Here is a 24,342-nt window from a genome sequence, read left to right as displayed (position 1 = left end):
ATCTTAATTTCAAAACATTGTTAGGCTTTTCAACTTAATCTGTTTTTCTTGTCTTTTGATACGGCAGATACGAAAAGGTCGTCTGAAAACCTGATGGATCAGGTTTTCAGACGACCTTTTTGATGAGAAGGGATTATTTGAAGATGTAGGAATCGGGCATTTCGTCGAAGCTGACGACGCGGCCGCCTTTTTCTTTGGCAAATTTCTCTGCTTGGGCTTTGTCGGCGAAGGGGAGGGCGTCTTCCGCACCCATGCCGCCGATGAAGCCGCTTTCGATGACGTAGTAGGCTTTCTTGCCGTCTATCCATGCGGTGTCGGCATTGGGTTTGCTCCAGTCTTTGACTTTGCCCATGTCGGTAACGTAGATGACGTGGATGCCTTTAGGCTCTTCGGGCAGCTTGGTGTAGCCGAACATCTGTTTGATGGTGGAGAACCAGACGGGGCGGTCGGGTTTGCCGTTGAGGTAGATTTGGGCTTTGGGGCCGTTGTGTTCGGTCAGGTTCATGCTGCAATAGTGCCCCACGGCGCGGTCGCTGATTTGCTGAGGCTCAGGCGGCGGGGTGTCATCCTCTTTGGGACAGGCACTCAGGAGCAGGGCGGCGAGGAGCGCAGGTAAAATCTTTTTCATATTTGTCGCTTTCCAAAAATTCTTGCTGCCAAGATAAGGGGAATAATAACCCATAATATCTGCGCGGTCAGCAATACGGGCATGGTCAGGCTGATTTGTTCGCTCAAACCTGCCATGCCTGCGTACATGGCGGTGTTTTCGTAACCGGTCAGGTTGAGCAGGCGGTAGATGTCGGTGGGGTTGAAAAGAAGGACGGTTTCGACGACGGGTGCGGTGATTGTTTGCTGGGTATCGGCGACGAGGATGCCCAAAAGCACCATGTCGAAGATGACGACGAAAAACAGCCAAACGCCGATGGCGATACCGGCGGCGGTGCCGCGTTCTTTCACTTTCGCGCTGATGAGGTAGCCCATGGACAGGAATGCTGCGCCTAAAATCACACTGGCGGCAATCAGCAGGGCAAAGGGTTTCCATGCGGCGATGTCGAAGCTGCCGTTGGCGAGTTGGAGCGTGATGCCCGCGATTCCGTAGCCTGCGGTGGTGGCAAGGGCGAGGATGATGAGGTGTCCGATGAATTTTCCGGCAAGGATTTGGTTGCGGGAAACGGGGTAGCTCAACAGCAGCGCCATAGTGCCGCGTTCGATTTCGCCGATGAGGGAATCGTAGGAGAGGAGCATGGCGATGAGCGGGATCAGGAAGATGGACAGGCTGGAGAGGCTGACGACGGTTACAGTCAGCGGATCGACTTTAACCGAGCCTGTCGGCGAGCTGCCGAGGAAGCCCAATGAGAGGGCGAGGGCGGCGAGCAGGACGGAGGCGGCGAGTACCCAGCGGTTGCGCAGGCTGTCGCGGACTTCTTTTCCGGTGATAATCCAAACGGGGTTCATACGTCCTCCCTTTTTAAGAATTGTGCGTACATGTCGTCGAGTGTGGGTGTGTGGATGTCGAGATAGGCGAGGTCGGACAGGTTGCCCAGTTCGCTGAGTAATGCCATGCGTTCTTCAGCCTGACATTGCGCCTGATAGCTGAGGTCGTCTGAAAGTGGCTGCCAGCGTCCGCTTAACGGACGCGGGGCTTTGAGGCGGATGTTGACGGTGAGGGGGAGTCCGCTTTGGACGTGCAGCTCGTCCATGCTGCCGTCGGCGACTTTGACGCCGTTTTTCATGACGACGATGCGGTCGGCGTGGCCGTCGAGTTCGGCGAGGGCGTGGGTGCTGAGGAGGACGGTGGCGCCGCGTCCGTTGAGTTCGCGCACGACTTCGTAAAACATTTGGCGCGAGGCGGGGTCGAGGCCTGTGGTGGGTTCGTCAAACAGCAATACTTTGGGTTCGCCCAGCAGCGCTTGGGCGAGGGCGAGGCGTTGGCGCATGCCTTTGGAGTAGGTGCCGACGCGGCGGCGGGCGGCTTGGGAAATGCCGACGCGCTCGAGGAGTTCGTGGTTTTTGGTGAGCGGCTGTTTTTTGAGTTTGGCGTAGAAGTTGAGGGTTTCGATGCCGCTGAGGGAAGGGTGCAGGGCGACGGTTTCGGGCAGATAGCCGATTTGGCTGCGCAACTGCGCGCCCGCTTTGCTGCCGGTGCGTTCGCCCAGCAGCATGACTTCGCCCTCGGTGGGGGTAATCAGCCCGAGTATCAATTTGATGAGCGTGGATTTGCCTGCGCCGTTGTGTCCGGCAAGACCGACACTTTCGCCTGCCTTCAAGACTAAATCGACTTGGTTGACGGCTTTTTGTGCGCCGAAGCGTTTGGTTACGTTTCTCAATTCGACATGGTGTGCGCTCATGAGTGCTTCCTTGTGTGGATGGGTTTCAGACGACGTTGAGGGTCGTCTGAAAAGGGCGTTCTTTGTATGGGGTCGTCTGAAAAAGGGGAGAAGGGTTTCAGACGACGTTTGTGATGGGGCGGCGTTTTCGACTGTTGACTGCGTTGCGGGTTGCACCGTATTTGCGGCGGATTTCCGTTGGTACGGTAATGAGGGGCAAAACCTTGCTGCGGCGGGGTTTCAAGGTCGTCTGAAAACTTTTCAGACGACCTTGCGGGGCGTGTTTGCCGGTTCCGCTTAGTTCAATGAGCCGTTTTCGGCATCGCTCCATTCGGACTGATGGGTTTTGGCTTCTTGCAACAGTTGTTCTTTCATGGCTTCGTATTTGGTGGTGGTTTTGTTGCTGCCCGCCTTCATCAGTGGTTTGCTGTCGATCACGCCGCCGGGGAGGATGGCGGGGAACTGCGATTGCGCCCATTTAACGATGCTGATGGCGGGGCTGTTCATCAGGAGGCGGGAAACAGGCGCGCGCCAGATGATTTGGTCGATGATGCCGTTGGGGCGGTACGCGCTGTCGCCGAAGCCGTCGCCGTCTAGGTCGAACGCGCTGTTGTCGCTCCAGTAGTTGCCGCGTCCGCCTTCGCCCCAGTCAAGAAAACGTGTGCTGACGTATTTGACTTGGCTTTCGTTGCTGAGAAAGGCGTTGTCGGAAAGGGTCGTGCCTTCGATGGCGGCGGTAAAGTGAATGCCGATTTCGCAGTTTTCAAAATGGTTGGCGACGATTTTGTTGTAGTTGGCGTTGTAGGCGAAAACGCATTTACCGGCTTTGTTGATGATGTTGTCGTGGATGTCGGAATAGTTGACGTAGTTGAGCATGATGCCTTGGTCGCGGCTGCCGACGGCGATGTTGCCGTACACGTTGAGGCGGTCGGAAAACATCAAAACGTAGCCCATGTTATTGCCGACGGAAATGTTGCCACTGACTTCGCTGTCGTTGGTGTACATGTAGTGGACGGCGAAACGCAGGTCGCTGAAGCGGTTGTTTTTATAGGTGTTGTTTTTGCTGGTGTTGGAGAAAATGCCGTCGCGGCCTTTGGAAATGTCGTTACTGACGACTTGCGCGCCGGGTGCGTTCCAGACGGTTACGCCGTTGCCGCGTTCGTTGACGCGCAGGGTAGAGTCGCCGACGATTTTGTTCTCGCGCACCATGGATTCGGCAGAGCCGTGGATATACACGCCGACGGAGTTGTCGAGGATGTTATTGTGTTCGATTAAAGCGCGGGGGGCGGTTTCTTCGAGGTAGATGCCGGCATCCATGGCGGGCAGGCTCATACCGGAACGGGTGACGGTGAGGTTACGCAGGGTAACGTCGGGGGCGATGACGGCAATGGTGCGGCCGGTGCGGTCGCCTTCGATTTTGGCGGAGCGGTCGGCAGGGCCTTCGATGGTGATGGGTTTGTCGATAAGCAGTTTGGTTTTGTAAGTGCCGGAGGCGAGCTTGAGCGTATCGCCTGCCTGCGCGCGCGCGATGACTTCGGGGAGGTTGTCGGTAGGGGAAACGTCGATGGTGGCTGCAAAGGTCGTCTGAATCATGCCGCCGAACATAAATGTCAGGACAGCGCGTCGCCATGTTTTGAATTGGGGTGTGTGCATGGAGTTCCTCTGATTCGTGCGGTGTGCGTCGGCACGGTAATGCCTGCCTGTGAGGGCCGTGTTTTTGTTTTATAGCGGAACAGTCTGTTGCGTCCAAACGGTTCTGCTATAAAAGGTCGTCTGAAAACGAGGGCAGCGGGTTTCGCTAAGACCTGAAAGTTTTTTCAGACGACCTTTCCGTTAAGTCAGTGATAAACCGTCAAACCCGATTATCGGGGTTTAACGATCATTTGACCGGACATTTCCATGTGCAGGGCATGGCAGAACCATTGGCAGTAGTACCAGTGTACGCCCGGACGGACGGCTTTGAAGGTTACCGATTGGGTAGCTTGCGGGCCGATTTCCATGGCGATGCCGTAGCCTTCCAAAGTGAAGCCGTGGGTCAAGTCTTCGATGGTTTCGACGTTGGTCACATATACGGTTACTTCGTCGCCTTGGTTGACTTCGAATTGCGGGATGCTGTACGCAGGCGCAACGGCAGTCATGTATACGCGGACTTTGTTGCCCTCGCGGATGACTTTGGCGGCTTTTTCCAGCTCGACACCGTCTTTTTTCGCCTGTTCCACAGCATCTTGCCAGAACCATGGGTCTTTGCGGTCCCAGGTTTTTTTCGGGTTGACTTTGGAAGCGGCAACCAGACACAGGTCATGCGGTTCGGCAAAGGTCGGGTTGTCGTGTACCAGGCGCATTTCGTCGCCGGAAATGTCGATCAACTGGTCGCATTCCGGTTTCAGCGGGCCGGCGTTGAGGAAGCGGTCTTTGGAGAATTTGTTCAAAGATACCAGCCATTTGCCGTCGGCTTCCTTGGTTTCGCCCATGGTCGTATGGTTGTGGCCGGGTTGGTAGTGGACGTCGAGTTTCTGTTTGATCGGATCCACTTTTTCGCCTTTGTAGGCTTTGATGGCGTCGTCAATGTTCCATTTGACCATTTGGCTGTCGATAAACAGCGTGGTGTAGGCGTTGCCGCGGCCGTCAAACGCGGTGTGTAAAGGACCGAGACCCAGTTGGGGTTCGGCGACAACCACGTCGCGCTCTTTGATTTTGCCGGCGAACAAATCGTCCAGTTTGCTGACGTCCAATACGGTAACGGTCGGAGACAGTTTGCCGTTGAGCATGATGTATTTGCCGTCAGGGGAAGCGTTACAGCCGTGCGGAGAGTTAGGCACGGGGATGTAGCGGGTGTAAGGGGAATTGGCTTCTGCGCGGCCGTCCAGCATTTTCACGCCGTTGACTTCTTTGAAGTCGCCTTTTTTGATGCCTTCTTCAATGGCGGCAAGATTGAAGACTACGCACCAGTCTTGCTCGTTGGAAGAAGCACCTTGTACGGTCAGGGCGCGTTCGGAGTTGTAGCAGGTGGAGAAGGAGTATTTGCCTTGGTAGTCGGCATCGCCGTTGTCCAAGTTGCCGTCCACCAATACTTGCCATGCGATGTCCATGGTTTCGCCGTCAATGGCGGTATAAACGGCATTCCAAGTTTTGGCGTCGTTCCAAGTACCCACACCGCTTACCGGTACGATGTGTTCGCCGTTGGCAAAGACATAGCCGGTTTTCGGATAACGTTGCGGACGCAGACCGTGTACACCGGAAACGTTAGGGATTTCGGTGATTTTGTCGGTTTTCATGAAGTCCAGGCGGACGCGGCAAACGCGGTTGTTTGCTTTGTCGTTGGCATACGCGTAGCGGCCGTCGTAAGTTTGGTCGGTAAACGACAAGTGAGGGTGGTGCAAGTCGCCGTTGGGGTAGCAGCGCAGGCCGCTGTCTTTCAGGAACTGGTTGGTTTCCGGCGTATTTTTTTCATTCAAAATACGCAGGCTCTCGTTGGTACGGCCCCAACCGGTCGCGCTGTCCATGTTGAACACGGGGATACGCATCAGTTCGCGCATGGAAGGTACGCCGATCAAGCGCATTTCGCCCGATTGGCCGCCGGAGAGGAAGCCGTAGTATTGGTCGAGTTCGCCCGGACCGACTTCGGAAGTCTGTTTGCCCGGTTCGGCAGAGGCATGAGACTCGGTTTTGGCGGCAGGCGCAGCACCTGAAGCGGCGGCTTTATCGCCACCCTCTTTGGAACAGCCCGCCAAACCCAACAGACCGGCGCCGGCAATACCTGCGCCTGAAACGGCGGCAGTACCTAAGAATGAACGACGGCTTAAGCCGTTTTGTTCTAATTTTTCGTCTGACATACAACACTCCTTGGATAAAATTCGGCAGCCGGCGTTTTCAGACGACCTGCCGATTGAAAAAACGTATTTATGTTTATAAGTGTGGGTACGGTTGACCCGGTATTTCTTTAGGGTTTCAGATTATTCGCCGGCTTTAGGGGCGGTTTCTTTTTTCACAAACTGCACAACCTGCTCCCCAGGCTGCTGTTTTGCAGATGCGGTTTCGGGGTCGGCTTTTGCCGCCGCCTGTTTTTGTTTTTTCTTGTTGGTTGCCACAACTTGCGGACAACGTGTGTCATGGTGATACATGACTTGGCAGTGCAGGCACTGGATACACTCGTTCGGATGGATGTCGCCTTCCGGTGCAATCGCCTGAACGGGGCATTCGTGCGTACAGATTTGGCAAGGGTTGCCGCACATTTTGTAGCGGCGAAGCCAGTCGAATACGCGGAAGCGACCGGGTAGGGCGATACCCGCGCCCAATGGGCACAGATAGCGGCAGAAGAAGCGTTCGATGAACAGGCCGGCAACCAAAAGGGTAACGGCAAACGCGACAAACCACCATTCGCGGACGAATTTCAAAATAATCGCCGTTTTAAAGGGTTCTACCTCTGCGAATTTTTCCGCCGTGCCCAAATCGTACAGGGAAATTGCCAACAGTGCGAAGAAAATGACGTATTTAATCGCAGTCAGGCGCGTGTGCAGCAGGTGCGGCACGGTAATCTGTTTCACGCCCAATTTTTTGGCGATACGGTTGGTCAACTCTTGCAGCGAACCGAAGGGGCAGAGCCAGCCGCAGAATGTACCGCGGTTCCACAGCAGCATGGTTGCGGCGGTAAACAGCCACAGGATGAACACAATCGGATCCATCAGGAAGAAGTCCCAACGGAATTCGGTCAGGATGGCGGAGAACAGTGTCAGCGTATTGACGACCGACAGTTGCGCCTGAGCGTACCAACCGATATAGAACAGGGTAAATGTCAGGAATACCAGGCGGAAGCGGTCGTACCATTTCTCATAGCGGACAATCCAGTCTTGGAACAGGAAGACCAAAAGCAGGATGGTCAAGGCGATGCCGACTACGGCGATTTGTCCCTGTTTCGCTTTCCACACTTGTTTCCAGAGTTGGTTGGACGCACCGTCGTTTGAAGAGGTTTCAGAGGCTTCTTCGGCTATGCCTTTGGTGTCTGAAGCTTGGTCGGCGGCAGGGGCAGCTGCCGGTTCGACTGGCGCGCTGATTTCGACGGGTGGTGCTTTCGGGTCATCGACATAGTAACCTTGAGGCAGCTCGTAATCCAAATCGGCGGTTACGAACGCTTTGTCGTTTACGCTCAGTACGCGTTGAACCATCAACTGCAAACGCCAAGGTTCGGCAGCATCGAATTCCACACCTTCGGGAATCGTAAACCAAGATACTTCTTTAAAGTGGGGCGCGCCTTCGGCTGCCAAATCAACCAAGCGTTCGTGTTGCGCGTCGGTGAAGCGGAAGCTGTTTTCGCCTTGAATCATCTCGATACGGTCGAAAATACCGCCGCGGACATAGCCCGAACCTTTCCAAGAATAACGGCCTTCACCGGCAACCAAGACAGCTTGTTGACCCGGTTGCAGACGGTTTTGCAGGTTTTTCCAACCTTCCTCGCCCAACAGGCTTTTGCCGATGGAAGGCTGGCTGACTACGGCAGTGTACAAATCGATAAAGGTATCGTCGCCTGCGCCTTGTTCGGCGTGTTCGGCAACACCTGCTTTGCCGCCTTTTTCAAACAGCTTGTTGATTTCGTCAACAGTAATGTGCAGATGACCGATGGCTTTTTGTTCCAGCAGCGCATTCCAAGATTGGATGTCCTGTTTGTCAGGGTTGACAGCGCGGCGAGGTCGGGTTTGAGCCGCAGGTGCGGCAGCCTGTTGCGTATCCGCAGCATTGGCGGAGGTTGTCTGAACGGCTTTGTCAGTGCCCAAACCATATTTGCCGGCAACAACTTTGAACGAACGCTGGATACTGTCGTTAATCACCATCAGCGTAACGGTCGCGCCGCTGATGATGTCTCCGGGGGCAACGCCCGGAGTAGGCGGATTTTTAATAAAATTCAAACCGATATACTTATTGATGAATTTATCCACACGCGATTGCGGGATACCAATAAGCATAATCGGCTCATGGTGATCGACCAGCTTCGCACCGGCGATCGTTCCGTCGTTGGCCAAAGCCATCATCGTATCAATCGGTTTGCTCGAATAGCCGCGCGTATTGACCACGTCCGTCGTGATATACACCAAACCCAACTGCTCGTTGCCCTTATAAACACGGGCAACCATAGGCTTGCCTTCAGGCTTGCCATAACGGTCTGCACCCGGAAAAATTTCCGAAGGCTGGACTTTTGACAAAAAGTCAGGCAAACGCTCGGCGTAAGCGGGCAGTGTCGAAAACAATAGGACAAATACGGCAAACATCGCCAGCATCGTATTCAAGATGCCTGATGTGTGTTTCGTTTTTAGGCAGGACATGGCTGTTCCCGATTATTCGATACTCTAAACATTAACATTATATGAATCCATTATTTGCAATAATTTGACCTATGTCAAATTTACAAATCTTAAAACCAGATTTGGAGGGTATGTAATACTTTATAAGTATATGGATATGGGTCTGATTTCATTGCAAATAGAAATAGAAAACAAAGTGATTATATGCTTTTGCCTGCTTCTAGATGTCTTGGTTTGGATTGATTATTAGTTGAAATAAACATATGTATTGAATGAGGGCTATCTAAATAAAGAGGTCGTCTGAAAACCGAAAAATCAGTTTTCAGACGACCTTTGTTTAGCTCAAACCCTCCCGGTTTAAGCGGCGTTGACTTTGTCTTCGCGGCGCAGTAGGGTAATCAGGTCGCTGATGCGCTGTTTCATGCTGCGACGGTCGACGATTTGGTCGATAGCGCCTTTCTCCAGCAGGAACTCTGCGCGTTGGAAGCCTTCGGGCAAGGTTTCACGGACGGTTTGTTCGATGACGCGCGGACCGGCAAAGCCGATAAGGGCGTTGGGTTCGGCAAGCACGACATCGCCGAGGAAGGCGAAGCTGGCGGATACGCCGCCCATGGTCGGGTCGGTCAGGACGGAGATGAACGGCAGGTGTTTTTCAGTCAGAAGATGCAATGCCGCGCTGGTTTTGGTCATCTGCATCAATGAGTTGACACCTTCCTGCATCCGCGCACCGCCCGATGCGGCAACGCAGATGAAAGAGCAGTTGTCGGCTACGGCGCGGCGTACGCCTTGGACGAAGCGTTCGCCGACGACGGAACCCATAGAGCCGCCGATAAAGCGGAATTCGAAGGCGGAAATCACGACGGGCAGGCCGTTCATAAAGCCTTTCATCACGACCAACGCATCATCTTCGCCGGTGGCTTTGCGCGCTGCGGCCAAGCGTTCGGGGTATTTTTTGCTGTCTTTGAATTTCAGCGGGTCGGTCGGTTTGATATTGGCGGCGATTTCTTCGCGGCCTTCCTCGTCCAAAAGCAAATTGAGGCGTTCGCGCGCGGAAAGCGGGTTGTGATGGTTACATTTCGGGCAAACTTGGTCGTTTTGCTGAAGTTCGGTCGAGTAGATGGTTGCCGAGCAGGAAGGGCATTTGTGCCACAGGCCTTCGGGAACGTTGGACGAGCCTTCGCTTTTGCTGCGGTTTTTGATTTTGGGCGGTAGGATTTTGTCTAACCAACTCATGGATGACTCCTTGGAATTTGGGATTCAGACGACCTTTGCGTGTGTTTTCGGAAAAGGCCTTAACGGATTGCGTCTTTTAATTCTTTTACCAACGCGCCGACGGCTTCTGCTTCGCGGCCTGCGTTATTTTCAATTTCTTTGACGATGCGGCTGCCGACGATGACGGCATCGGCAACGGCACCGATTTTGCGCGCGCTTTCGGCATTGCTGATGCCGAAGCCGACGCCGATCGGGATGTCGATATACTTGCGCAAAAGCTCTATTTTACGCGAAACTTCTTCGGTATCCAAACTTGCCGCGCCGGTAACGCCTTTGAGCGAAACGTAATAGACAAAGCCGCCTGCAACGCGGGCGATGGTTTGGATACGCTCTTCGGTCGTGGTCGGGGCAATCAGAAAGATGCAATCGATGCCGCGCGCTTTGAGTTCATCGTGCAGCGGGGTGATGGTTTCGACAGGGGAATCGACGGTCAGCACGCCGTCCACGCCGGCTTCGGCAGCCGCTCGGGCAAATGCCTGATAACCCATTTTATGAATCGGGTTCAGATAACCCATCAGGACGACGGGCGTGTTGCCGTTTGTTTCGCGGAAGCGGCGTACGATGTTCAATACGTCGTTGAGGGAAACTTTGTTTGCCAACGCACGCTCGGCGGCGCGCTGGATGGTCGGGCCGTCCGCCATCGGGTCGGAAAAGGGAACGCCCAATTCCAGGATGTCGGCGCCGTTTTCAACCAAACTGTGCATCAGCGCAAGCGTGGTATCGAGATTGGGATCGCCTACGGTGATATAGGGAATCAGGGCTTTTGCGCCGTCAAGCGCGGCAAAGGTTTGCTGGATTCTGCTCATATTGATTTCTCGTTTCCGTAACGGCTGTTTCCAGCCGGTTTTCATCGACAATAAGTTGACAAGTATAGCATTGACTGTCTGTTTCGGGCGAAACTGCATGACATTTCCTGATGATTTTCTGCATGGAAAGGTCGTCTGAAAAAGGGCAGGGCGGTTGTTTTACTGTTATGGAAGCCGTGATGATTTGAATTGTTGTCCATATCGCGCAGTCGCCTTCGAAAATGCTTCAACTTTCCCGCCAAATTCCGTTAATTTCCATTAAAGGTCGTCTGAAAGCCTTCGGTGTCATACTTTCTCGGTTATAATAGCCGGCTTCTTCAATCTGACCCTTTTCGGAAATATATCATGGCATTTGCCTCGCTTTTCACCCTTTTGGACGATATTACCGCTGTCTTGGACGACGTTGCCCTGATGACCAAAATGGCCGCCAAGAAAACGGCGGGTGTGGTCGGCGATGATTTGGCACTCAATGCAAATCAGGTTACCGGCGTGTCGGCGGAACGCGAGCTGCCGATTATTTGGGCGGTGGCGAAAGGTTCTTTGGTGAACAAGCTGATTTTGGTGCCGCTGGCTTTGCTGCTGTCTGCCTTTTTGCCGAAGCTGATTACGCCTTTATTGATGATAGGCGGGATTTATTTGTGTTTCGAGGGCGTGGAAAAGCTGCTGCATAAGTTTCTGCACCGCCACGAAGCGCATGAAGACGAGGAAGCTGTCGTCGAAACGCTGGACGAAAAAACCAAGATTAAAGGCGCAATTCGTACCGATTTCATTCTGTCTGCCGAGATCATTATTATTGCTTTGGGCGTGGTTGAAAAATACGATCTGATGACCCGTTCGCTGGTGATGACGGCAATCGGCATCGGTATGACCGCTTTTGTGTACGGTTTGGTCGGCGTTATCGTCAAACTCGACGACTTCGGTATGCTGCTGATGCGTCAAAAAAGCACGGGCATCCAAACGGTCGGACGGGGCTTGATTGCCTTTATGCCTTGGTTCATGCGCGGTTTGAGCGTGGTGGGTACGCTTGCCATGTTCCTTGTCGGCGGCGGTTTGATTATCCACAACTTGGGTTTTTTGCATGATTTCTTACACGCGCAACATTGGGACAGCGGCTTGATGGAGCATGTTGCCAACCTTGCCGTCGGGCTGATTGCCGGCGCCGTCGCCTGCGCTGTTGCGCTGCCTTTGATGAAGCTGTTTCAAAAACACTAAACAACCGATACGTCGTCTGAAAATGGTTCAACTTTGTTGAGGCTGTATTTTCAGACGACCTCTTATTTTCTTTTCTCTGCAATGAACATTTTCCGCAAACTCGAACAATATTGGCAGCATCCTGTGCTGTACTGGCCGCTGGTGATCCTGATTGCCGCCGTCACGCCGTTGACTTTCGCGCCTTATTACCATTTTTGGTTGATGCCCTTGCTGTTTGGCGCATTGATCCGACTGATTGAACTGCGTCCGCGCTTTGCTGTTTCCACCGCCTATCTGTTTGGGCTGATTGCTTATACGACGCAGTTTCACTGGATACATACCGCGCTGCACGATGTCTCCGGTTTGCCTAATTTATACGCAATTCCGCTGACTTTCCTGCTGCCTGCGTTTCTTGCACTGTATCCTGCCGCCTGTTTTTGGCTGTGGAAGAAATTTCATCTGCCGCGCTGGGTTAAGGTTGGCATCGTGTTGCCGATTTTGTGGACGCTGGCGGAATTTGCCCGCGAACGATTATTGACCGGCTTCGGCTGGGGTGCGATCGGCTATTCGCAAATCGTCAAAGAAAGCCCGCTTGCCGGTTTTGCACCTTTGGGCGGTATTCATCTGGTTACGCTTGCGACGGCATTTATCAGCGCATGGCTGGTGTTGCTGATTGACAATACGGGTCGTCTGAAACAGCGCCTGCTGCCGATGTGCATGATTGTCATGCTGTGTACCGTCGGCTATATCGCCCAGCAAACCGACTTTACCAAACCCGACGGCAGCACCAGTACCGTCGCGCTCGTGCAGGGCAATATCGAGCAGAGTCTGAAATGGAATGAAGAACAAGTCGTCCCCACCATTCAGAAATACTACGGTCAAATCAGCAAAACATCTGCCGACATCGTTATCCTGCCGGAAACCGCATTGCCCGTGATGCGTCAGGATTTGCCGGAAAACATCCTGACCCAGTTTGCCGAGCAGGCGCGCACGAACGGCAGCGCGTTGGCCGTCGGTATCGGTCAATATACAGCCGACGGCAGTGGATACGAAAACGCCGTAATCAATTTGAGCGACTACGATGATATTTCAGACGACCTCCCGTATTACGCCAAGAATCATCTGGTTCCCTTTGGCGAATACAAACCGCTGCCTTTTTTGACCGAACCGTTGTACAAGCTGATGAATATGCCGCTTGCCGATTTCCGTCGCGGCGGAGCGGGGCAGGCTCCCTTGACGATGAAAGATCAAAAAGTCGCCTTCAACATCTGCTATGAAGACGGCTTTGGCGACGAACTTATTGCTACCGCCAAAAACGCTACGCTGCTTGCCAACGTCAGCAATATGGCGTGGTATGGCGATTCCAACGCCATGTACCAACAGCTCCAGCAATCCCAAGCCCGCGCGATGGAGCTTGGACGCTATATGGTCCGTGCCACCAATACCGGTGCGACCGCCATTATTTCTCCCAAAGGCAGCATCATTGCCGAGAGCGAACCCAATACCGATGCCGTCTTGGAAGGGCATATTAAAGGCTATGTCGGCGAAACCCCTTATATGAAGGCAGGCGGTTCGCTGTGGCTGATCGGAGTATTGTTAATCATTGCCATCACACTGTTTTTAATCAGGAAAAAAGCAGATTGAGTTTGAAAAAGCGGTCTTTTCATAAGGCCGTTTTTCTTGAATTTTAATATTTACATACAAGAATGTTTGTAATATACTGAACTTATTCCCAGTAAAACAGTCAAATTTTCAAAATCAATCGAATTTCAAAAAGCAAGAAAATCCACCTATCAAACAGTCTTTTACAGAAAAAGGCATTTGACAGCATACGATAGGGCAACAGGCAGTGATATACTGCACGGCAAACAACAAGTAAACAATAGTCTCTACATCATATAAAGGAAAGCAACTCTCATGAATAACGCCTTTGCATTACCCGTCATCCACAGCGGCAACGGCAGCCTTGAGCAATACATTCATACCGTCAACAGCATTCCCATGTTGACGCCCGAAGAAGAAAGCCAACTCGCGGAGCGTCAGCAAAAAGGCGACCTTAACGCCGCCAAACAACTCATTCTTTCCCATTTGCGCGTCGTCGTATCCATCGCACGAGGTTACGACGGCTATGGCCTGAACCAAGCCGACCTTATCCAAGAAGGCAACATCGGACTGATGAAAGCGGTCAAACGCTACGAGCCCAGCCGTGGCGCGCGCTTGTTTTCATTCGCCGTACACTGGATTAAGGCCGAAATCCACGAATTTATCCTGCGTAACTGGCGACTGGTACGCGTAGCGACCACCAAACCGCAACGCAAACTGTTCTTCAATCTGCGCAGTATGCGTAAAAACCTGAATGCCTTGTCTCCGAAAGAAGCGCAAGACATCGCTGACGATTTGGGCGTCAAATTGTCCGAAGTCATGGAAATGGAACAACGCATGACTGGACACGACATCGCCATCATGGCGGACAACAACGATGACGAAGACAGCTTCGCCCCCATCGACTGGCTTGCCGACCACGATGCCGAGCCCAGCCGCCAACTGTCCAAACAAGCCCACTACGCCCTGCAAACCGAAGGTCTGCAAAACGCATTGGCGCAACTGGACGACCGCAGCCGCCGCATCGTAGAAAGCCGCTGGCTGCAAGACGATGGCGGATTGACTCTGCACGAGCTGGCAGCCGAATACGGCGTATCTGCCGAGCGCATCCGTCAAATCGAAGCCAAAGCCATGCAAAAACTGCGCGGTTTCCTCGCGGAAGAAGCTGAAGCGGTTTAAAAAACAAAACAGTTCAGTAGAAGGAAAAAGGTCGTCTGAAACCCGAAATCTCGGTTTCAGACGACCTTTTTGTTGTTCTTGAATCCGTCCAAAGCGGTCGGTATTCAATTATGAATTCAGCGCAGCTTTGAGAATTTTATTGACTTCACCCATATCGGCTTTGCCCGCCAACTGGATTTTCAACACGCCCATGGCTTTGCCCATGTCAGCCATGCCGGAAGCCCCGGTCATGGCAATAACGGTTTCCACGGCAGTGCGGATTTCTTCGGCAGGCATCATTTGCGGCAGGTAGTGGTGCAAGATTTCGATTTCGGCATTTTCTTTGTCCGCCAAGTCCTGACGGCCTGCTTCGGTGTAGATGTTGGCGCTGTCTTTGCGCTGTTTGACCATTTTGGTGATGATGGCGATCACTTTGCCGTCATCGGCTTCGGTGCGCTCGTCCACTTCGAATTGCTTGATGGCGGCATTGATGAGGCGGATGGTGCTTAACGTAGTTTGATCTTTGGCACGCATCGCGGTTTTCATGTCTTCGGTTAATTGTGCTTTCAGGCTCATGGGATGACTTTCAGGAAAAGATGGAAGATGGGATTGCACATACTGCCTTAGGGGATTCTCTATTTTTCAGATGACCCCTTGCCTTACAGGTCGTCTGAAAAACAAAACACACCGCAGGTCAAGCCTTGCGGTGTGTTTCGGCATCACAGGGCAGACCTGCAATTGATGTTTAGTACATTTTAGGAGGCAGTTGTTGGCTGCGCAGGCGTTTTTGCAGGCGTTTTACAGCTGCGGCTTTTTTGCGTTTGCGCTCGGTAGTCGGTTTTTCGTAAGCTTCACGGGCGCGTAGTTCGGTCAACAGACCGGTTTTTTCTACGGCACGTTTGAAACGGCGCATGGCTACTTCGAAGGGTTCGTTCTCTTTAACGCGGATTGCAGGCATTTTATTTCCTTTAAATTGAATTCTGGTTTCAAACCGCCGAAAGGGATAAGGATAAAAGGGGCGGTTTGTAAAAAAGTGGTTGTTTGTATCTCGGGTGTCTTGCGACCGGCGGGATACGCGCCGTGATGTAAACATCACCTCCTAACAAGTCGGCTTGGTGCCAAATATGCCGTCGATGCGGCTGCAAATGAATTGCGGGATTATCTTTGATTAGACAGTTTCTGTCAAGCTGGGGGATTGTCTAAAAAACAGTGTCAGAGTTTCGGAAGCCTTCTTCAAACATCCGACACCAATCGCATTAATTTGCGTATAATGGCGCAACTCCCGATTAACCGACTATGTCAGTAAGGAATACCACACCATGACCTCTATTCATGACCAAATTAAAGAAGTTGTTACCACTCACCGTGTTGTTTTGTTTATGAAAGGCACGAAGCAGTTCCCGCAATGCGGTTTCTCATCCCGTGCCGTTCAAATTCTTAATGCCGCAGGTTGCACCGATTATGTAACCGTTAATGTTTTGGAAAACGATGCCGTCCGCCAAGGTATTAAGGAATACAGTGATTGGCCGACCATCCCCCAACTTTACGTCAACGGGGAATTTGTCGGCGGTTCCGATATTTTGATGGAAATGTTTGAAGCCGGCGAATTGCAAGATTTGCTGAAAGCCTGATGAAATATAGCAAAAGGTCGTCTGAAAAATTTTTCAGACGACCTTTTGCCGTGTTCTGCCTGCTTTTCCGAATATTCAAAAAAAAGTATAATCACACCCATTCAAAAACAATCCGAAGCCTGCCAAATGAACGTAACCGTTATCAATCACCCCCTTGTCCGCCACAAACTCACGCTCATGCGCGAGGCCGATTGCAGCACTTACAAATTCCGCACCCTCACTACCGAGCTGGCGCGCCTGATGGCTTACGAAGCCAGCCGTGATTTTGAAATTGAAAAATACATTATCGACGGCTGGTGCGGTCAAATCGAAGGTGACCGCATCAAGGGCAAAACCTTGACCGTCGTGCCGATTTTGCGTGCCGGTTTGGGTATGCTCGACGGCGTGCTCGACCTGATTCCGACTGCCAAAATCAGCGTGGTCGGATTGCAGCGCGACGAAGAAACGCTCAAACCCGTTTCCTATTTTGAAAAATTCGTGGACAGCATGGACGAACGCCCCGCGCTGATTATCGACCCCATGCTCGCGACCGGCGGCTCTATGGTGGCCACTATTGACCTGTTGAAGGCGAAAGGTTGCAAAAATATCAAGGCGTTGGTACTCGTTGCCGCGCCCGAAGGCGTCAAAGCCGTCAATGAAGCGCATCCCGACGTTACCATCTACACCGCCGCCCTCGACAGCCATTTGAACGAAAACGGCTACATCATCCCCGGCTTGGGCGATGCGGGCGATAAGATTTTCGGTACGCGCTGATTCGTGATTTGAGGTCGTCTGAAACTGAATGTATGGGTTTCAGACGACCTTTTTTATAGTGAATTAAATTTAAATCAGGACAAGGCGACGAAGCTGCAGACAGTGCATATAGTACGGAACCGATTCACTTGGTGCCTCAGCACCTTAGAGAATCGTTCTCTTTGAGCAAAGGCGAGGCAACGCCGTACTGGTTTAAAGTTAATCCACTATACAAGGTATTTTTCGTTGAAAATCCCATGTTAGAAAGGACAACCATGAGCTTCCAAGACAACCTCGCCGCCATGCCCGACATCGGTCATTTGAGCGGACTCGACATCCTCGACGCACAAGGCAAAGCCGTCCATCACATCCCCAACGCGCCCGGCAAGCAAGGCTCGCTGAAACTCTACAACGCTTTGGCATTGAATTTCGGCGGCAAACTCGATGCCGCCGCCGCTGCACAGGGTTTGGATTGGTTTGCCGAACACGTTGCCGATGCGCAAGCCAATCCGGGCAAGCATCCCAATATTGATTTGCTGTTACAAGTGAAAAACGGAAACTGCAGCTTGGTTTTAAAGCCGGTTGAGGCATAAGCACTAGATAAGTAAAAGGTCGTCTGAAAATGGGATTCCCGTTTTCAGACGACCTTTTTTAAGCTTAGGCTTACCGTTTGCCGATATTGTGAAATATCTTGCCCATATCGTTTAAGAAACGGGGTTCGCGCTGGATCAGGTAAACAATCAAGGGGATATTGCCGATGGCGACGATCAGGTAAAGCAGGGAAATGCTGTCGAACAGCATCAAGAGTACCGCGCTTAAAATGGCAGCCGATACCATGAACACGCCATTGATGATGTTGTTGGCGGCGACGGCGTGGGCGCGGAAGGATTCGCTGCTGGCGGTTTGCAGCCAAGTGTAGAGCGGGACGGAGAAGAAGCCGCCGAAGAAGCCGATTAGCGTCATGACGAGCATGACGGGATACGCCATGCCTTGCGACAGGAACCAGGTGATGCCGTTGAGTTCGGTAAAGCGTTGCCCTTGGGTCAGCCATACCAAAATCAAGCCGAATACGGTCAAACCCGTCGTGCCGACGGTTACCAAGCCTAAGAGCAGGCGTTCGTGGCTGAGTTTGGCACACAACACCGAGCCGGCGGCGATGCCGATGGAGAATAGGGCGAGCATGAGGTTGAAGACGTTGTCGTTGCCGCCCAAATGGATTTGCGTGAAAGTCGGCAGTTGGGTGGTGTAAACCGAGCCAATAAACCAAAACCATGATATGCCGATGATGGATGTGAAAACGGAATCATATTGGGCGGTTTCGCGCAGGAGCGCGTGCGTACCTTTGACGATGTTCCATTCGATTTTCGTGTTGGGGGCTTTGGCGGGGACGTTAGGCATGAAGAAGCTGGTCAGCGTGCCGCCGATGGCGACGAGCAATACTAAGATGCCGACGACGGAGGGCGGCAAGCCTGCGACGGACGTGCCTAAAATCTGACCGAACAAAATGGCGATGAACGTTCCCGATTCGATCAGGCTGTTGCCCATAATCAGCTCTTTGTCGTTGAGGTAATCGGGCAGGATGGCGTATTTCAGCGGGCCGAACAGCGTCGATTGCGCGCCCATGCAAAACAGGCAGATCAAGAGCAGCGGGGCGGACTGGATATAGAAGCCGAACGCCGCCACCGCCATGATGACGATTTCCAATACTTTGATCCATCGCGCCAAGACGGCTTTGTCGAATTTGGTGCTCAGTTGTCCCGACAGCGCGGAAAACAGGAAATAGGGCAGGATAAACAGCAACGCACCCAAGTTCAGCATTTGGCTGGCGGGCAGGAAGTTGTTTTTGCCCAAACCGTAGAAGCTGATCATCACAAACAGCGCGGTTTTGAACATATTGTCGTTGAACGCGCCCAGAAACTGTGTGCCGAATAATGGGGCGAAACGGCGGCTGGTCGGGAAATTCAGATTGTCTTTTTTGAGGCTCATTTTTCGGATTCTTGTTCTTCTTTTTCTATTTCTATTTCGTTTTCAAGCAGCTTGTCGGTGGAATCGTCGTCCATCAGGATGCGGTGTGCCGGTCCTTCGAGATCGTCAAACTGTCCGTTTTTGCCCGACCACCAGAAAAAATAGCCGATGGCAAACGCCAAAATAATGCTGATGGGCACTAAGATAAACATACTTTCCATCACATCGCTCCGGTCAAATCGGTTAAGACAAAAGTCTGTCCCGATACGGTCAGATATTCGTTGCGCAGCGAGCCGACGGGGGCGTCGTCAAAAAACAGCTCGATACGGTCTTTCACGATGCGCCAATATTGCGGAATCTCGGTTTGCCCGAAAGGCGCCAAAACCTCCGCCGCCGCGCCTTCTTCACTTTGCAGCTTGACGGCGAAACGCCCGCTCTTCGGCTGCGTTTCGGATTCGTCATCCGGCAGCATGATGAAAAAGCCCACATGGGCGCCTTGTTGCGTATGGATACTGAAATAGTGCATATCAAAGAATCTTAAAAGGCTGCCGCTGTTTTCAGACGACATAGTGAATACAAAAACTTTCTAAATGTAACAGTTTGACACGCCCCTGCAAAGGGCTTTACGCCCCCGCGTTCGACAGGTCGTCTGAAAACAAACCGTTTCCCTTTAAACATCAATATCTTCCTTTATCGCTTTCCGCCTGCTCCAAGTCAAGCATTAAGCCAAGCAGCCGCCCCCGTTTTTTGCTAGAATAGCGCGGTTTACATTCATCAACCGATTTCAGACGACCCCGTTCAACCGGCGGCGGCAGAAACCACACGGAAAGCAATATTCATAAAGTTGCCCCATTCCGAATGTAGCGGTCATTTTTCTTTCATAGATTTTACGCCATCAACCGATACGGCCTGCCGCGCAGACGCCCGGCTCGAACCTCAAGCGCATCCACTATGTCTGTGGAAGATGTTTGGCGGTATATCCACGACAAAGAACAGATTGCCGATACTGCCCGCACAGGTCGTCTGAAACATCCAGGAGCCACAACAAATGACCCAAAAACTCATCTTAGTTTTGAACTGCGGCAGCTCATCCCTCAAAGGCGCCGTGCTGGATAACGACAGCGGCGAAGTCCTGCTCAGCTGCCTTGCCGAAAAACTCAACCTGCCCGACGCTTACATCACGTTCAAAGTAAACGGCGAAAAACACAAAGTCGACCTGTCCGCCAAGCCCGACCACACCGGCGCAGTTGAAGCCCTGATGGAGGAACTCAAAGCCCACGGCCTCGACAGCCGCATCGGCGCCATCGGTCACCGCGTTGTCAGCGGCGGCGAACTGTACAGCGAATCCATCCTCGTTGACGACGAAGTCATCGCCGGCATCGAAAAATGTATCCCGCTCGCCCCACTGCACAACCCCGCGCACCTCTTGGGTCTGCGTGCCGCACAAAGCATTTTCAAAGGCCTGCCCAACGTTGTCGTGTTCGACACCGCCTTCCACCAAACCATGCCGGAACACGCCTACACATACGCGATTCCGCATGAACTGTATGAAAAATACGGCTTGCGCCGCTACGGCGCACACGGTACCAGCTACCGTTTCGTTGCCGACGAAACCGCACGCTTCCTCGGCAAAGACAAAAAAGACCTGCGCATGGTGATTGCCCACTTGGGTAACGGCGCGTCCATTACCGCCGTCGCCAACGGCGAATCACGCGATACCAGCATGGGCCTGACCCCGCTGGAAGGCCTTGTGATGGGTACGCGCAGCGGCGACATCGATCCCGCAGTCTTCGGCTTCCTCGCTGAAAACGCCAACATGACCATCACCCAAATCACCGACATGCTAAACAAAAAATCCGGCCTGCTCGGCTTGTCCGGCCTGTCCAACGACTGCCGTACCATCGAAGAAGAATCCGGCAAAGGTCATCCCGGCGCGAAACTCGCCCTGGACGTCTTCATCTACCGCCTCGCCAAATACATCGGCAGCATGGCTGTGGCAGCCGGCGGTCTGGACGTACTCGTCTTCACCGGCGGTATCGGCGAAAACTCCGACATCATCCGCGAGCGCGTACTCGGCTACTTGGGCTTCCTCGGTCTGAAAGCCGACCACGAAGCCAACCTGAAAGCCCGCTTCGGTAACGCCGGCGTGATTACGACTGCCGACAGCGCAGCCGTCGCCGTTGTTATCCCGACCAACGAAGAATTGATGATTGCACACGACACCGCCCGTTTGAGCGGTCTGTAATAAGCGAGTCATCCGATAAAAAAACCTGCCGTTTTCGGCAGGTTTTTTTGTTGCCGACTGTTTTCAGACGATCTATTTGGAAGGTGTTGTAAATAAAATAATAAAAATCAAATGTATAAAATTTCAATAAGAAAAATTTGAATAAATATAGAAAATCTTATTCAAGCTATAAAAAATCTTAGTTATAATCAGCATATCTAAAGTTAGCCGTCGATGTGCGGTCGATTTACTAAGGAATACTACCATGCTGTTGGCACTTTCCCTACGCGATTTTGTCATTGTTGAAAACCTCAATCTGGATTTCCAAAGCGGTTTTACCGTCTTGACCGGCGAAACGGGCGCGGGTAAATCGATTACGTTGGACGCAATCGGGCTTTTGTTGGGCGATAAGGCTGATTACAGCCAAGTCCGCAGCGGTGCGAAGGAAGCGCAGTTGTCGGCATTGTTCGACATCAGCCTTTTGCCCGATCTCAAAGCCCAATTGCAGGAACAGGGTTTTTTGGACGAAGACGCGGAAGAACTCAGCATCCGCCGCATCATCGATGCCAAAGGGAAAAGCCGCAGCTTTATCAACAATCAGGCAGCCACACTGGCGCAGCTTAAAGCCGTCGGCGGGCAGCTTATCGACATCCACGGGCAAAACGCCCACCATTCCCTCAATCAAGAATCCGCCCAGCGCGAATTGTTGGACGCATTTGCAGGTAGTAAGGCGCAGGCGGAAACCGTCAGACAGCTTTATCAAAACTGGGTAAATGCGAAAAAAGCCCTCCAAGAGGCGCAGGAACACGCCGAGACCATCATTATCGAGCGTGAGCGTTTGGAATGGCAGTTCAACGAATTGAACCAGTTGGACGTCAAACAAGGCGAATGGGAAGCCCTCAGTCAAAGCCACGACAGCCTTGCCCATTCTGCCGAACTGTTGCAATCCGCAGAAGAAGTCGGCGACTACATTGATGGCGACAACGGCATCCAACGTCAAATTTATCAATGCCAAAAATTATTGACCAATCTGCAAAACATCGAGCCGCGCTTTGCCGAAAGCCTGAATATGCTGGCGAGCATTGAAGCCGAATTGGGCGAAATCAGTGCCAATATGCGCGACGTTGCAGGCCGCAGCGACATCGATCCCAACGAGTTGGCGGCTCAGGAACAGCGCATGGGCGAGCTGATGGGGATGGCGCGGAAATACCGCATCGAGCCTGAAGCCCTGCCGCAAAAGCTGGCTGAAATCGACGAGCGCCTGCAAAGTCTGCAAGCCGCTGCCGATTTGGAAGCGTTGACGCAAACCGTTGCCCGCAACCTTGCCGAATATCAGGAGGCCGCTCATGTTCTTTCCGCCATGCGCCATCAGGCGGCGGGCAGGTTGGGCGAGGAAACGACCGGACATATGCAGCATCTCGCCATGAAAGGCGCGCGTTTCGACATCGTCCTGCTGCCGTCTTCCCCCACGGCGCACGGTTTGGAGCAGGTGCAGTTTCAAGTTGCCGCCAACAAAGGCAATCCGTCCCGTCCGCTGAGCAAAGTCGCGTCCGGCGGCGAACTTGCCCGCATCAGCCTTGCCTTGCAGGTGGTCACCAGCCAATACACGCAAGTCCCCACACTGATTTTTGACGAAGTCGATACCGGTATCGGCGGCGGTGTGGCTGAAATGGTCGGCAAGGCCCTGCGTGCTTTGGGTAAAAAACATCAGGTGCTCGCCGTGACCCACCTTCCGCAAGTCGCTTCCTGCGGTGAAAACCATTGGCAGGTGCGCAAACACAGCGAAGGCGAACAAACTGTCAGCGAAATCAGCGTGTTGGACCATCAGCAGCGTATCGAAGAAATCGCCCGTATGCTTGGCGGCGAAATCATTACCGACACGACCCGCAGCCATGCAGCAGAGTTAATCAGCCTTGCCGCCGCTTAAACGCAGAATCGGAGAGGTCGTCTGAAAAGGAAGTTTGTGTAACCATTCACAAACCGCTTTTCAGACGACCTCTTTACCAAACTGCCCGCGCCCTTTCAGACGACCTCAATACAAGGTATGATTACGTCGTTTGTTTATAAGGAAGTTCCCATGAAAGTCCTGTTTATTGCCGATCCGATGGCAAGTTTCAAAACCTATAAAGACACCACCTACGCCATGATGCGTGAGATGGCAAAACGCGGCTGGCAGCTTTTCCATACCTTGAGCGGCGAATTGTCCGTACAGCAAGGATTGGTGACGGCTCAGGCTGCGCCGTTTGAGTTTCTCGGTGCAAAAAGCGACGATGACCATGAATGGTTTAAAGCGGCAGACAAAGTTCAGACGACCTTGAAAAACTTCGATGCCGTCATTATGCGCACCGACCCGCCGTTCGATATGCAATACCTCTACGCCACCCAATTCCTGACGCTGGCGGAACAGCAGGGTGCGAAAGTCTTTAACAGCGGACAGGCGATGCGCGACTTCAATGAAAAACTGGCGATTTTGAATTTCAGCCAGTTCACCGCGCCTACGCTGGTCACGACCCGTTCCGCCGACGTTCGTGCATTTTTGAAAGAACACGGCGACATCATCATCAAACCGCTCGACGGCATGGGCGGTATGGGTATTTTCCGTCTGACCGAAAAAGACCCCAATATCGGCAGCATCCTCGAAACCCTGATGCAGCTTGATTCCCGCACCATCATGGCGCAACGCTACATTCCCGAAATCGTCCACGGCGACAAACGTATCCTGATTATCGGCGGCGAAGTCGTCCCCTATGCTTTGGCGCGTATTCCGCAAAACGGCGAAACACGCGGCAACCTTGCAGCAGGCGGACGCGGCGTGGCGCAGGAATTGAGCGAACGCGACCGAGAAATCGCCGAAACCCTCGCCCCTGAACTCAAACGCCGCGGCATCCTGCTGGCGGGTTTGGACGTCATCGGCAGCAATCTGACCGAAGTCAACGTGACCAGCCCGACCGGTTTCCAAGAAATCATGAAACAAAAAAACTTCGACGTCGCCACGATGTTTGCCGACGCTGTCGAAGCTTGGTCCAAACAATAATCCCAAAAGGTCGTCTGAAACCCGAATCCGTTTTAGCAAAATCTGCTTCGCTCGTTTTGGCGAAACCCGCTTCACTCGTTTTAGCGAAACTCGCTGCGCTCGTTTTC

General features: G+C 52.7%; 23 protein-coding genes. 10 read left to right on the top strand and 13 right to left on the bottom strand.

What is annotated here, in order from left to right; genetic code table 11:
* Positions 1 to 133: 133 nt before the first annotated feature.
* The 3 genes from HMPREF2954_RS08265 to HMPREF2954_RS08255 are packed head-to-tail and all read right to left on the bottom strand — an operon-like array spanning position 134 to position 2,348.
* Entirely contained in the window at positions 134 to 628 is a 495-nt protein-coding gene (locus HMPREF2954_RS08265; RefSeq protein WP_003759050.1) for a nitrous oxide reductase accessory protein NosL, read from the bottom strand.
* Positions 625 to 1,455 (bottom strand): ABC transporter permease, encoded by an 831-nt coding sequence (locus tag HMPREF2954_RS08260; RefSeq protein ID WP_045072883.1) that lies wholly within the window; start codon positions 1,453 to 1,455, stop codon positions 625 to 627. Before HMPREF2954_RS08260 ends, HMPREF2954_RS08265 begins: the two co-directional genes overlap by 4 nt.
* The gene (locus HMPREF2954_RS08255; protein ID WP_009311593.1) at positions 1,452 to 2,348 is read right to left on the bottom strand and encodes an ABC transporter ATP-binding protein; all 897 of its coding nucleotides are present in this window, start codon (positions 2,346 to 2,348) and stop codon (positions 1,452 to 1,454) included. The genes HMPREF2954_RS08260 and HMPREF2954_RS08255 overlap by 4 nt, the downstream gene beginning before the upstream one ends.
* Here HMPREF2954_RS08255 and HMPREF2954_RS08250 point away from each other — a divergent pair.
* Positions 2,347 to 2,628 carry a hypothetical protein gene (locus HMPREF2954_RS08250; protein WP_045072882.1) on the top strand — a complete coding sequence of 94 codons (282 nt, stop codon included), beginning with the start codon at positions 2,347 to 2,349 and terminating at the stop codon, positions 2,626 to 2,628. The two genes, HMPREF2954_RS08255 and HMPREF2954_RS08250, sit on opposite strands and share 2 nt — an antisense overlap.
* On the opposite strand, the gene HMPREF2954_RS08245 is transcribed toward HMPREF2954_RS08250, so the two are convergent.
* The 5 genes from HMPREF2954_RS08245 to trpA all read right to left on the bottom strand — a co-directional run bounded on the left by HMPREF2954_RS08245 (position 2,625) and on the right by trpA (position 10,698).
* Positions 2,625 to 3,980: a nitrous oxide reductase family maturation protein NosD gene (locus HMPREF2954_RS08245; RefSeq protein WP_045072881.1), complete on the bottom strand. Its 1,356-nt coding sequence runs from the start codon at positions 3,978 to 3,980 to the stop codon at positions 2,625 to 2,627. The two genes, HMPREF2954_RS08250 and HMPREF2954_RS08245, sit on opposite strands and share 4 nt — an antisense overlap.
* Before the next feature lie 209 nt (positions 3,981 to 4,189).
* Positions 4,190 to 6,160 carry a TAT-dependent nitrous-oxide reductase gene (gene nosZ, locus HMPREF2954_RS08240; protein WP_003759063.1) on the bottom strand — a complete coding sequence of 657 codons (1,971 nt, stop codon included), beginning with the start codon at positions 6,158 to 6,160 and terminating at the stop codon, positions 4,190 to 4,192.
* 120 nt (positions 6,161 to 6,280) lie between these two features.
* On the bottom strand, positions 6,281 to 8,641 hold the full coding sequence (locus HMPREF2954_RS08235; protein ID WP_457818057.1) for a 4Fe-4S binding protein: 2,361 nt from the start codon (positions 8,639 to 8,641) through the stop codon (positions 6,281 to 6,283).
* Positions 8,642 to 8,977: 336 nt separating this feature from the next.
* Positions 8,978 to 9,853 carry an acetyl-CoA carboxylase, carboxyltransferase subunit beta gene (accD, locus tag HMPREF2954_RS08230; protein WP_045072880.1) on the bottom strand — a complete coding sequence of 292 codons (876 nt, stop codon included), beginning with the start codon at positions 9,851 to 9,853 and terminating at the stop codon, positions 8,978 to 8,980.
* 59 nt (positions 9,854 to 9,912) lie between these two features.
* Positions 9,913 to 10,698, bottom strand: a complete 786-nt coding sequence (gene trpA / locus HMPREF2954_RS08225; RefSeq protein WP_045072879.1) for a tryptophan synthase subunit alpha — start codon at positions 10,696 to 10,698, stop codon at positions 9,913 to 9,915.
* Between the two features lie 345 nt (positions 10,699 to 11,043).
* Between trpA and HMPREF2954_RS08220 the strand changes: the two genes are divergently transcribed.
* The 3 genes from HMPREF2954_RS08220 to rpoH all read left to right on the top strand — a co-directional run bounded on the left by HMPREF2954_RS08220 (position 11,044) and on the right by rpoH (position 14,670).
* Positions 11,044 to 11,910, top strand: coding sequence for a DUF808 domain-containing protein (locus HMPREF2954_RS08220; RefSeq protein ID WP_045072878.1), 867 nt, complete (start codon positions 11,044 to 11,046; stop codon positions 11,908 to 11,910).
* A gap of 81 nt (positions 11,911 to 11,991) precedes the next feature.
* Positions 11,992 to 13,533: an apolipoprotein N-acyltransferase gene (gene lnt, locus HMPREF2954_RS08215; protein ID WP_045072877.1), complete on the top strand. Its 1,542-nt coding sequence runs from the start codon at positions 11,992 to 11,994 to the stop codon at positions 13,531 to 13,533.
* Between the two features lie 273 nt (positions 13,534 to 13,806).
* Complete coding sequence (rpoH, locus tag HMPREF2954_RS08210; protein ID WP_003744881.1) at positions 13,807 to 14,670, top strand: RNA polymerase sigma factor RpoH; 864 nt, start codon at positions 13,807 to 13,809, stop codon at positions 14,668 to 14,670.
* Between the two features lie 108 nt (positions 14,671 to 14,778).
* On the opposite strand, the gene HMPREF2954_RS08205 is transcribed toward rpoH, so the two are convergent.
* Both HMPREF2954_RS08205 and rpsU read right to left on the bottom strand, forming a co-directional pair.
* Positions 14,779 to 15,225 carry a GatB/YqeY domain-containing protein gene (locus HMPREF2954_RS08205; protein ID WP_045072876.1) on the bottom strand — a complete coding sequence of 149 codons (447 nt, stop codon included), beginning with the start codon at positions 15,223 to 15,225 and terminating at the stop codon, positions 14,779 to 14,781.
* A gap of 169 nt (positions 15,226 to 15,394) precedes the next feature.
* Entirely contained in the window at positions 15,395 to 15,607 is a 213-nt protein-coding gene (gene rpsU / locus HMPREF2954_RS08200) for a 30S ribosomal protein S21 (RefSeq protein WP_002214819.1), read from the bottom strand.
* Between the two features lie 361 nt (positions 15,608 to 15,968).
* On the opposite strand from rpsU, the gene grxD reads away from it, so the two are divergent.
* The 3 genes from grxD to HMPREF2954_RS08185 all read left to right on the top strand — a co-directional run bounded on the left by grxD (position 15,969) and on the right by HMPREF2954_RS08185 (position 17,605).
* Positions 15,969 to 16,280: a Grx4 family monothiol glutaredoxin gene (gene grxD, locus HMPREF2954_RS08195; RefSeq protein WP_003744887.1), complete on the top strand. Its 312-nt coding sequence runs from the start codon at positions 15,969 to 15,971 to the stop codon at positions 16,278 to 16,280.
* Positions 16,281 to 16,406: 126 nt separating this feature from the next.
* Positions 16,407 to 17,033, top strand: coding sequence for a uracil phosphoribosyltransferase (gene upp, locus HMPREF2954_RS08190; RefSeq protein ID WP_003744890.1), 627 nt, complete (start codon positions 16,407 to 16,409; stop codon positions 17,031 to 17,033).
* A gap of 254 nt (positions 17,034 to 17,287) precedes the next feature.
* Positions 17,288 to 17,605 carry a DUF2322 family protein gene (locus HMPREF2954_RS08185; RefSeq protein ID WP_039856494.1) on the top strand — a complete coding sequence of 106 codons (318 nt, stop codon included), beginning with the start codon at positions 17,288 to 17,290 and terminating at the stop codon, positions 17,603 to 17,605.
* A gap of 70 nt (positions 17,606 to 17,675) precedes the next feature.
* Here HMPREF2954_RS08185 and HMPREF2954_RS08180 read toward each other — a convergent pair whose 3' ends face one another.
* From HMPREF2954_RS08180 to HMPREF2954_RS08170, 3 genes are read right to left on the bottom strand one after another with little or no spacing between them, the layout of a single operon-like run.
* Entirely contained in the window at positions 17,676 to 18,998 is a 1,323-nt protein-coding gene (locus HMPREF2954_RS08180) for an MFS transporter (RefSeq protein ID WP_039410704.1), read from the bottom strand.
* A complete protein-coding gene (gene ccoS / locus HMPREF2954_RS08175; protein WP_045072875.1) occupies positions 18,995 to 19,198 on the bottom strand; it encodes a cbb3-type cytochrome oxidase assembly protein CcoS in 204 nt (67 codons plus the stop codon). The genes HMPREF2954_RS08180 and ccoS overlap by 4 nt, the downstream gene beginning before the upstream one ends.
* Positions 19,198 to 19,503 (bottom strand): HLGFF motif protein, encoded by a 306-nt coding sequence (locus HMPREF2954_RS08170; protein ID WP_045072874.1) that lies wholly within the window; start codon positions 19,501 to 19,503, stop codon positions 19,198 to 19,200. Before HMPREF2954_RS08170 ends, ccoS begins: the two co-directional genes overlap by 1 nt.
* A gap of 522 nt (positions 19,504 to 20,025) precedes the next feature.
* On the opposite strand from HMPREF2954_RS08170, the gene HMPREF2954_RS08165 reads away from it, so the two are divergent.
* The 3 genes from HMPREF2954_RS08165 (at position 20,026) to gshB (ending at position 24,235) form a co-directional block, all read left to right on the top strand.
* The gene (locus HMPREF2954_RS08165; protein ID WP_039410699.1) at positions 20,026 to 21,222 is read left to right on the top strand and encodes an acetate kinase; all 1,197 of its coding nucleotides are present in this window, start codon (positions 20,026 to 20,028) and stop codon (positions 21,220 to 21,222) included.
* Positions 21,223 to 21,466: 244 nt separating this feature from the next.
* A complete protein-coding gene (gene recN, locus HMPREF2954_RS08160) occupies positions 21,467 to 23,128 on the top strand; it encodes a DNA repair protein RecN (RefSeq protein ID WP_045072873.1) in 1,662 nt (553 codons plus the stop codon).
* Between the two features lie 150 nt (positions 23,129 to 23,278).
* Positions 23,279 to 24,235 carry a glutathione synthase gene (gene gshB / locus HMPREF2954_RS08155; protein WP_045072872.1) on the top strand — a complete coding sequence of 319 codons (957 nt, stop codon included), beginning with the start codon at positions 23,279 to 23,281 and terminating at the stop codon, positions 24,233 to 24,235.
* Positions 24,236 to 24,342: the final 107 nt, after the last annotated feature.

It is taken from the genome of Neisseria sp. HMSC067H09 (assembly GCF_001814135.1).
Lineage (GTDB): Bacteria > Pseudomonadota > Gammaproteobacteria > Burkholderiales > Neisseriaceae > Neisseria.
Note: the sequence above shows the minus strand (reverse complement) of the source record. Positions and strands in the feature narration are given on the sequence as shown.

Excerpts from the sequence above, each read along its gene's own strand:
- HMPREF2954_RS08265 (WP_003759050.1), bottom strand. The coding sequence starts at position 628 with ATGAAAAAGATTTTACCTGCGCTCCTCGCCGCCCTGCTCCTGAGTGCC.
- HMPREF2954_RS08260 (WP_045072883.1), bottom strand. The coding sequence starts at position 1,455 with ATGAACCCCGTTTGGATTATCACCGGAAAAGAAGTCCGCGACAGCCTG.
- HMPREF2954_RS08250 (WP_045072882.1), top strand. The coding sequence starts at position 2,347 with ATGAGTGCTTCCTTGTGTGGATGGGTTTCAGACGACGTTGAGGGTCGT.
- HMPREF2954_RS08255 (WP_009311593.1), bottom strand. The coding sequence starts at position 2,348 with ATGAGCGCACACCATGTCGAATTGAGAAACGTAACCAAACGCTTCGGC.
- HMPREF2954_RS08245 (WP_045072881.1), bottom strand. The coding sequence starts at position 3,980 with ATGCACACACCCCAATTCAAAACATGGCGACGCGCTGTCCTGACATTT.
- nosZ (WP_003759063.1), bottom strand. The coding sequence starts at position 6,160 with ATGTCAGACGAAAAATTAGAACAAAACGGCTTAAGCCGTCGTTCATTC.
- HMPREF2954_RS08235 (WP_457818057.1), bottom strand. The coding sequence starts at position 8,641 with ATGTCCTGCCTAAAAACGAAACACACATCAGGCATCTTGAATACGATG.
- accD (WP_045072880.1), bottom strand. The coding sequence starts at position 9,853 with ATGAGTTGGTTAGACAAAATCCTACCGCCCAAAATCAAAAACCGCAGC.
- trpA (WP_045072879.1), bottom strand. The coding sequence starts at position 10,698 with ATGAGCAGAATCCAGCAAACCTTTGCCGCGCTTGACGGCGCAAAAGCC.
- HMPREF2954_RS08220 (WP_045072878.1), top strand. The coding sequence starts at position 11,044 with ATGGCATTTGCCTCGCTTTTCACCCTTTTGGACGATATTACCGCTGTC.
- lnt (WP_045072877.1), top strand. The coding sequence starts at position 11,992 with ATGAACATTTTCCGCAAACTCGAACAATATTGGCAGCATCCTGTGCTG.
- rpoH (WP_003744881.1), top strand. The coding sequence starts at position 13,807 with ATGAATAACGCCTTTGCATTACCCGTCATCCACAGCGGCAACGGCAGC.
- HMPREF2954_RS08205 (WP_045072876.1), bottom strand. The coding sequence starts at position 15,225 with ATGAGCCTGAAAGCACAATTAACCGAAGACATGAAAACCGCGATGCGT.
- rpsU (WP_002214819.1), bottom strand. The coding sequence starts at position 15,607 with ATGCCTGCAATCCGCGTTAAAGAGAACGAACCCTTCGAAGTAGCCATG.
- grxD (WP_003744887.1), top strand. The coding sequence starts at position 15,969 with ATGACCTCTATTCATGACCAAATTAAAGAAGTTGTTACCACTCACCGT.
- upp (WP_003744890.1), top strand. The coding sequence starts at position 16,407 with ATGAACGTAACCGTTATCAATCACCCCCTTGTCCGCCACAAACTCACG.
- HMPREF2954_RS08185 (WP_039856494.1), top strand. The coding sequence starts at position 17,288 with ATGAGCTTCCAAGACAACCTCGCCGCCATGCCCGACATCGGTCATTTG.
- HMPREF2954_RS08180 (WP_039410704.1), bottom strand. The coding sequence starts at position 18,998 with ATGAGCCTCAAAAAAGACAATCTGAATTTCCCGACCAGCCGCCGTTTC.
- ccoS (WP_045072875.1), bottom strand. The coding sequence starts at position 19,198 with ATGGAAAGTATGTTTATCTTAGTGCCCATCAGCATTATTTTGGCGTTT.
- HMPREF2954_RS08170 (WP_045072874.1), bottom strand. The coding sequence starts at position 19,503 with ATGCACTATTTCAGTATCCATACGCAACAAGGCGCCCATGTGGGCTTT.
- HMPREF2954_RS08165 (WP_039410699.1), top strand. The coding sequence starts at position 20,026 with ATGACCCAAAAACTCATCTTAGTTTTGAACTGCGGCAGCTCATCCCTC.
- recN (WP_045072873.1), top strand. The coding sequence starts at position 21,467 with ATGCTGTTGGCACTTTCCCTACGCGATTTTGTCATTGTTGAAAACCTC.
- gshB (WP_045072872.1), top strand. The coding sequence starts at position 23,279 with ATGAAAGTCCTGTTTATTGCCGATCCGATGGCAAGTTTCAAAACCTAT.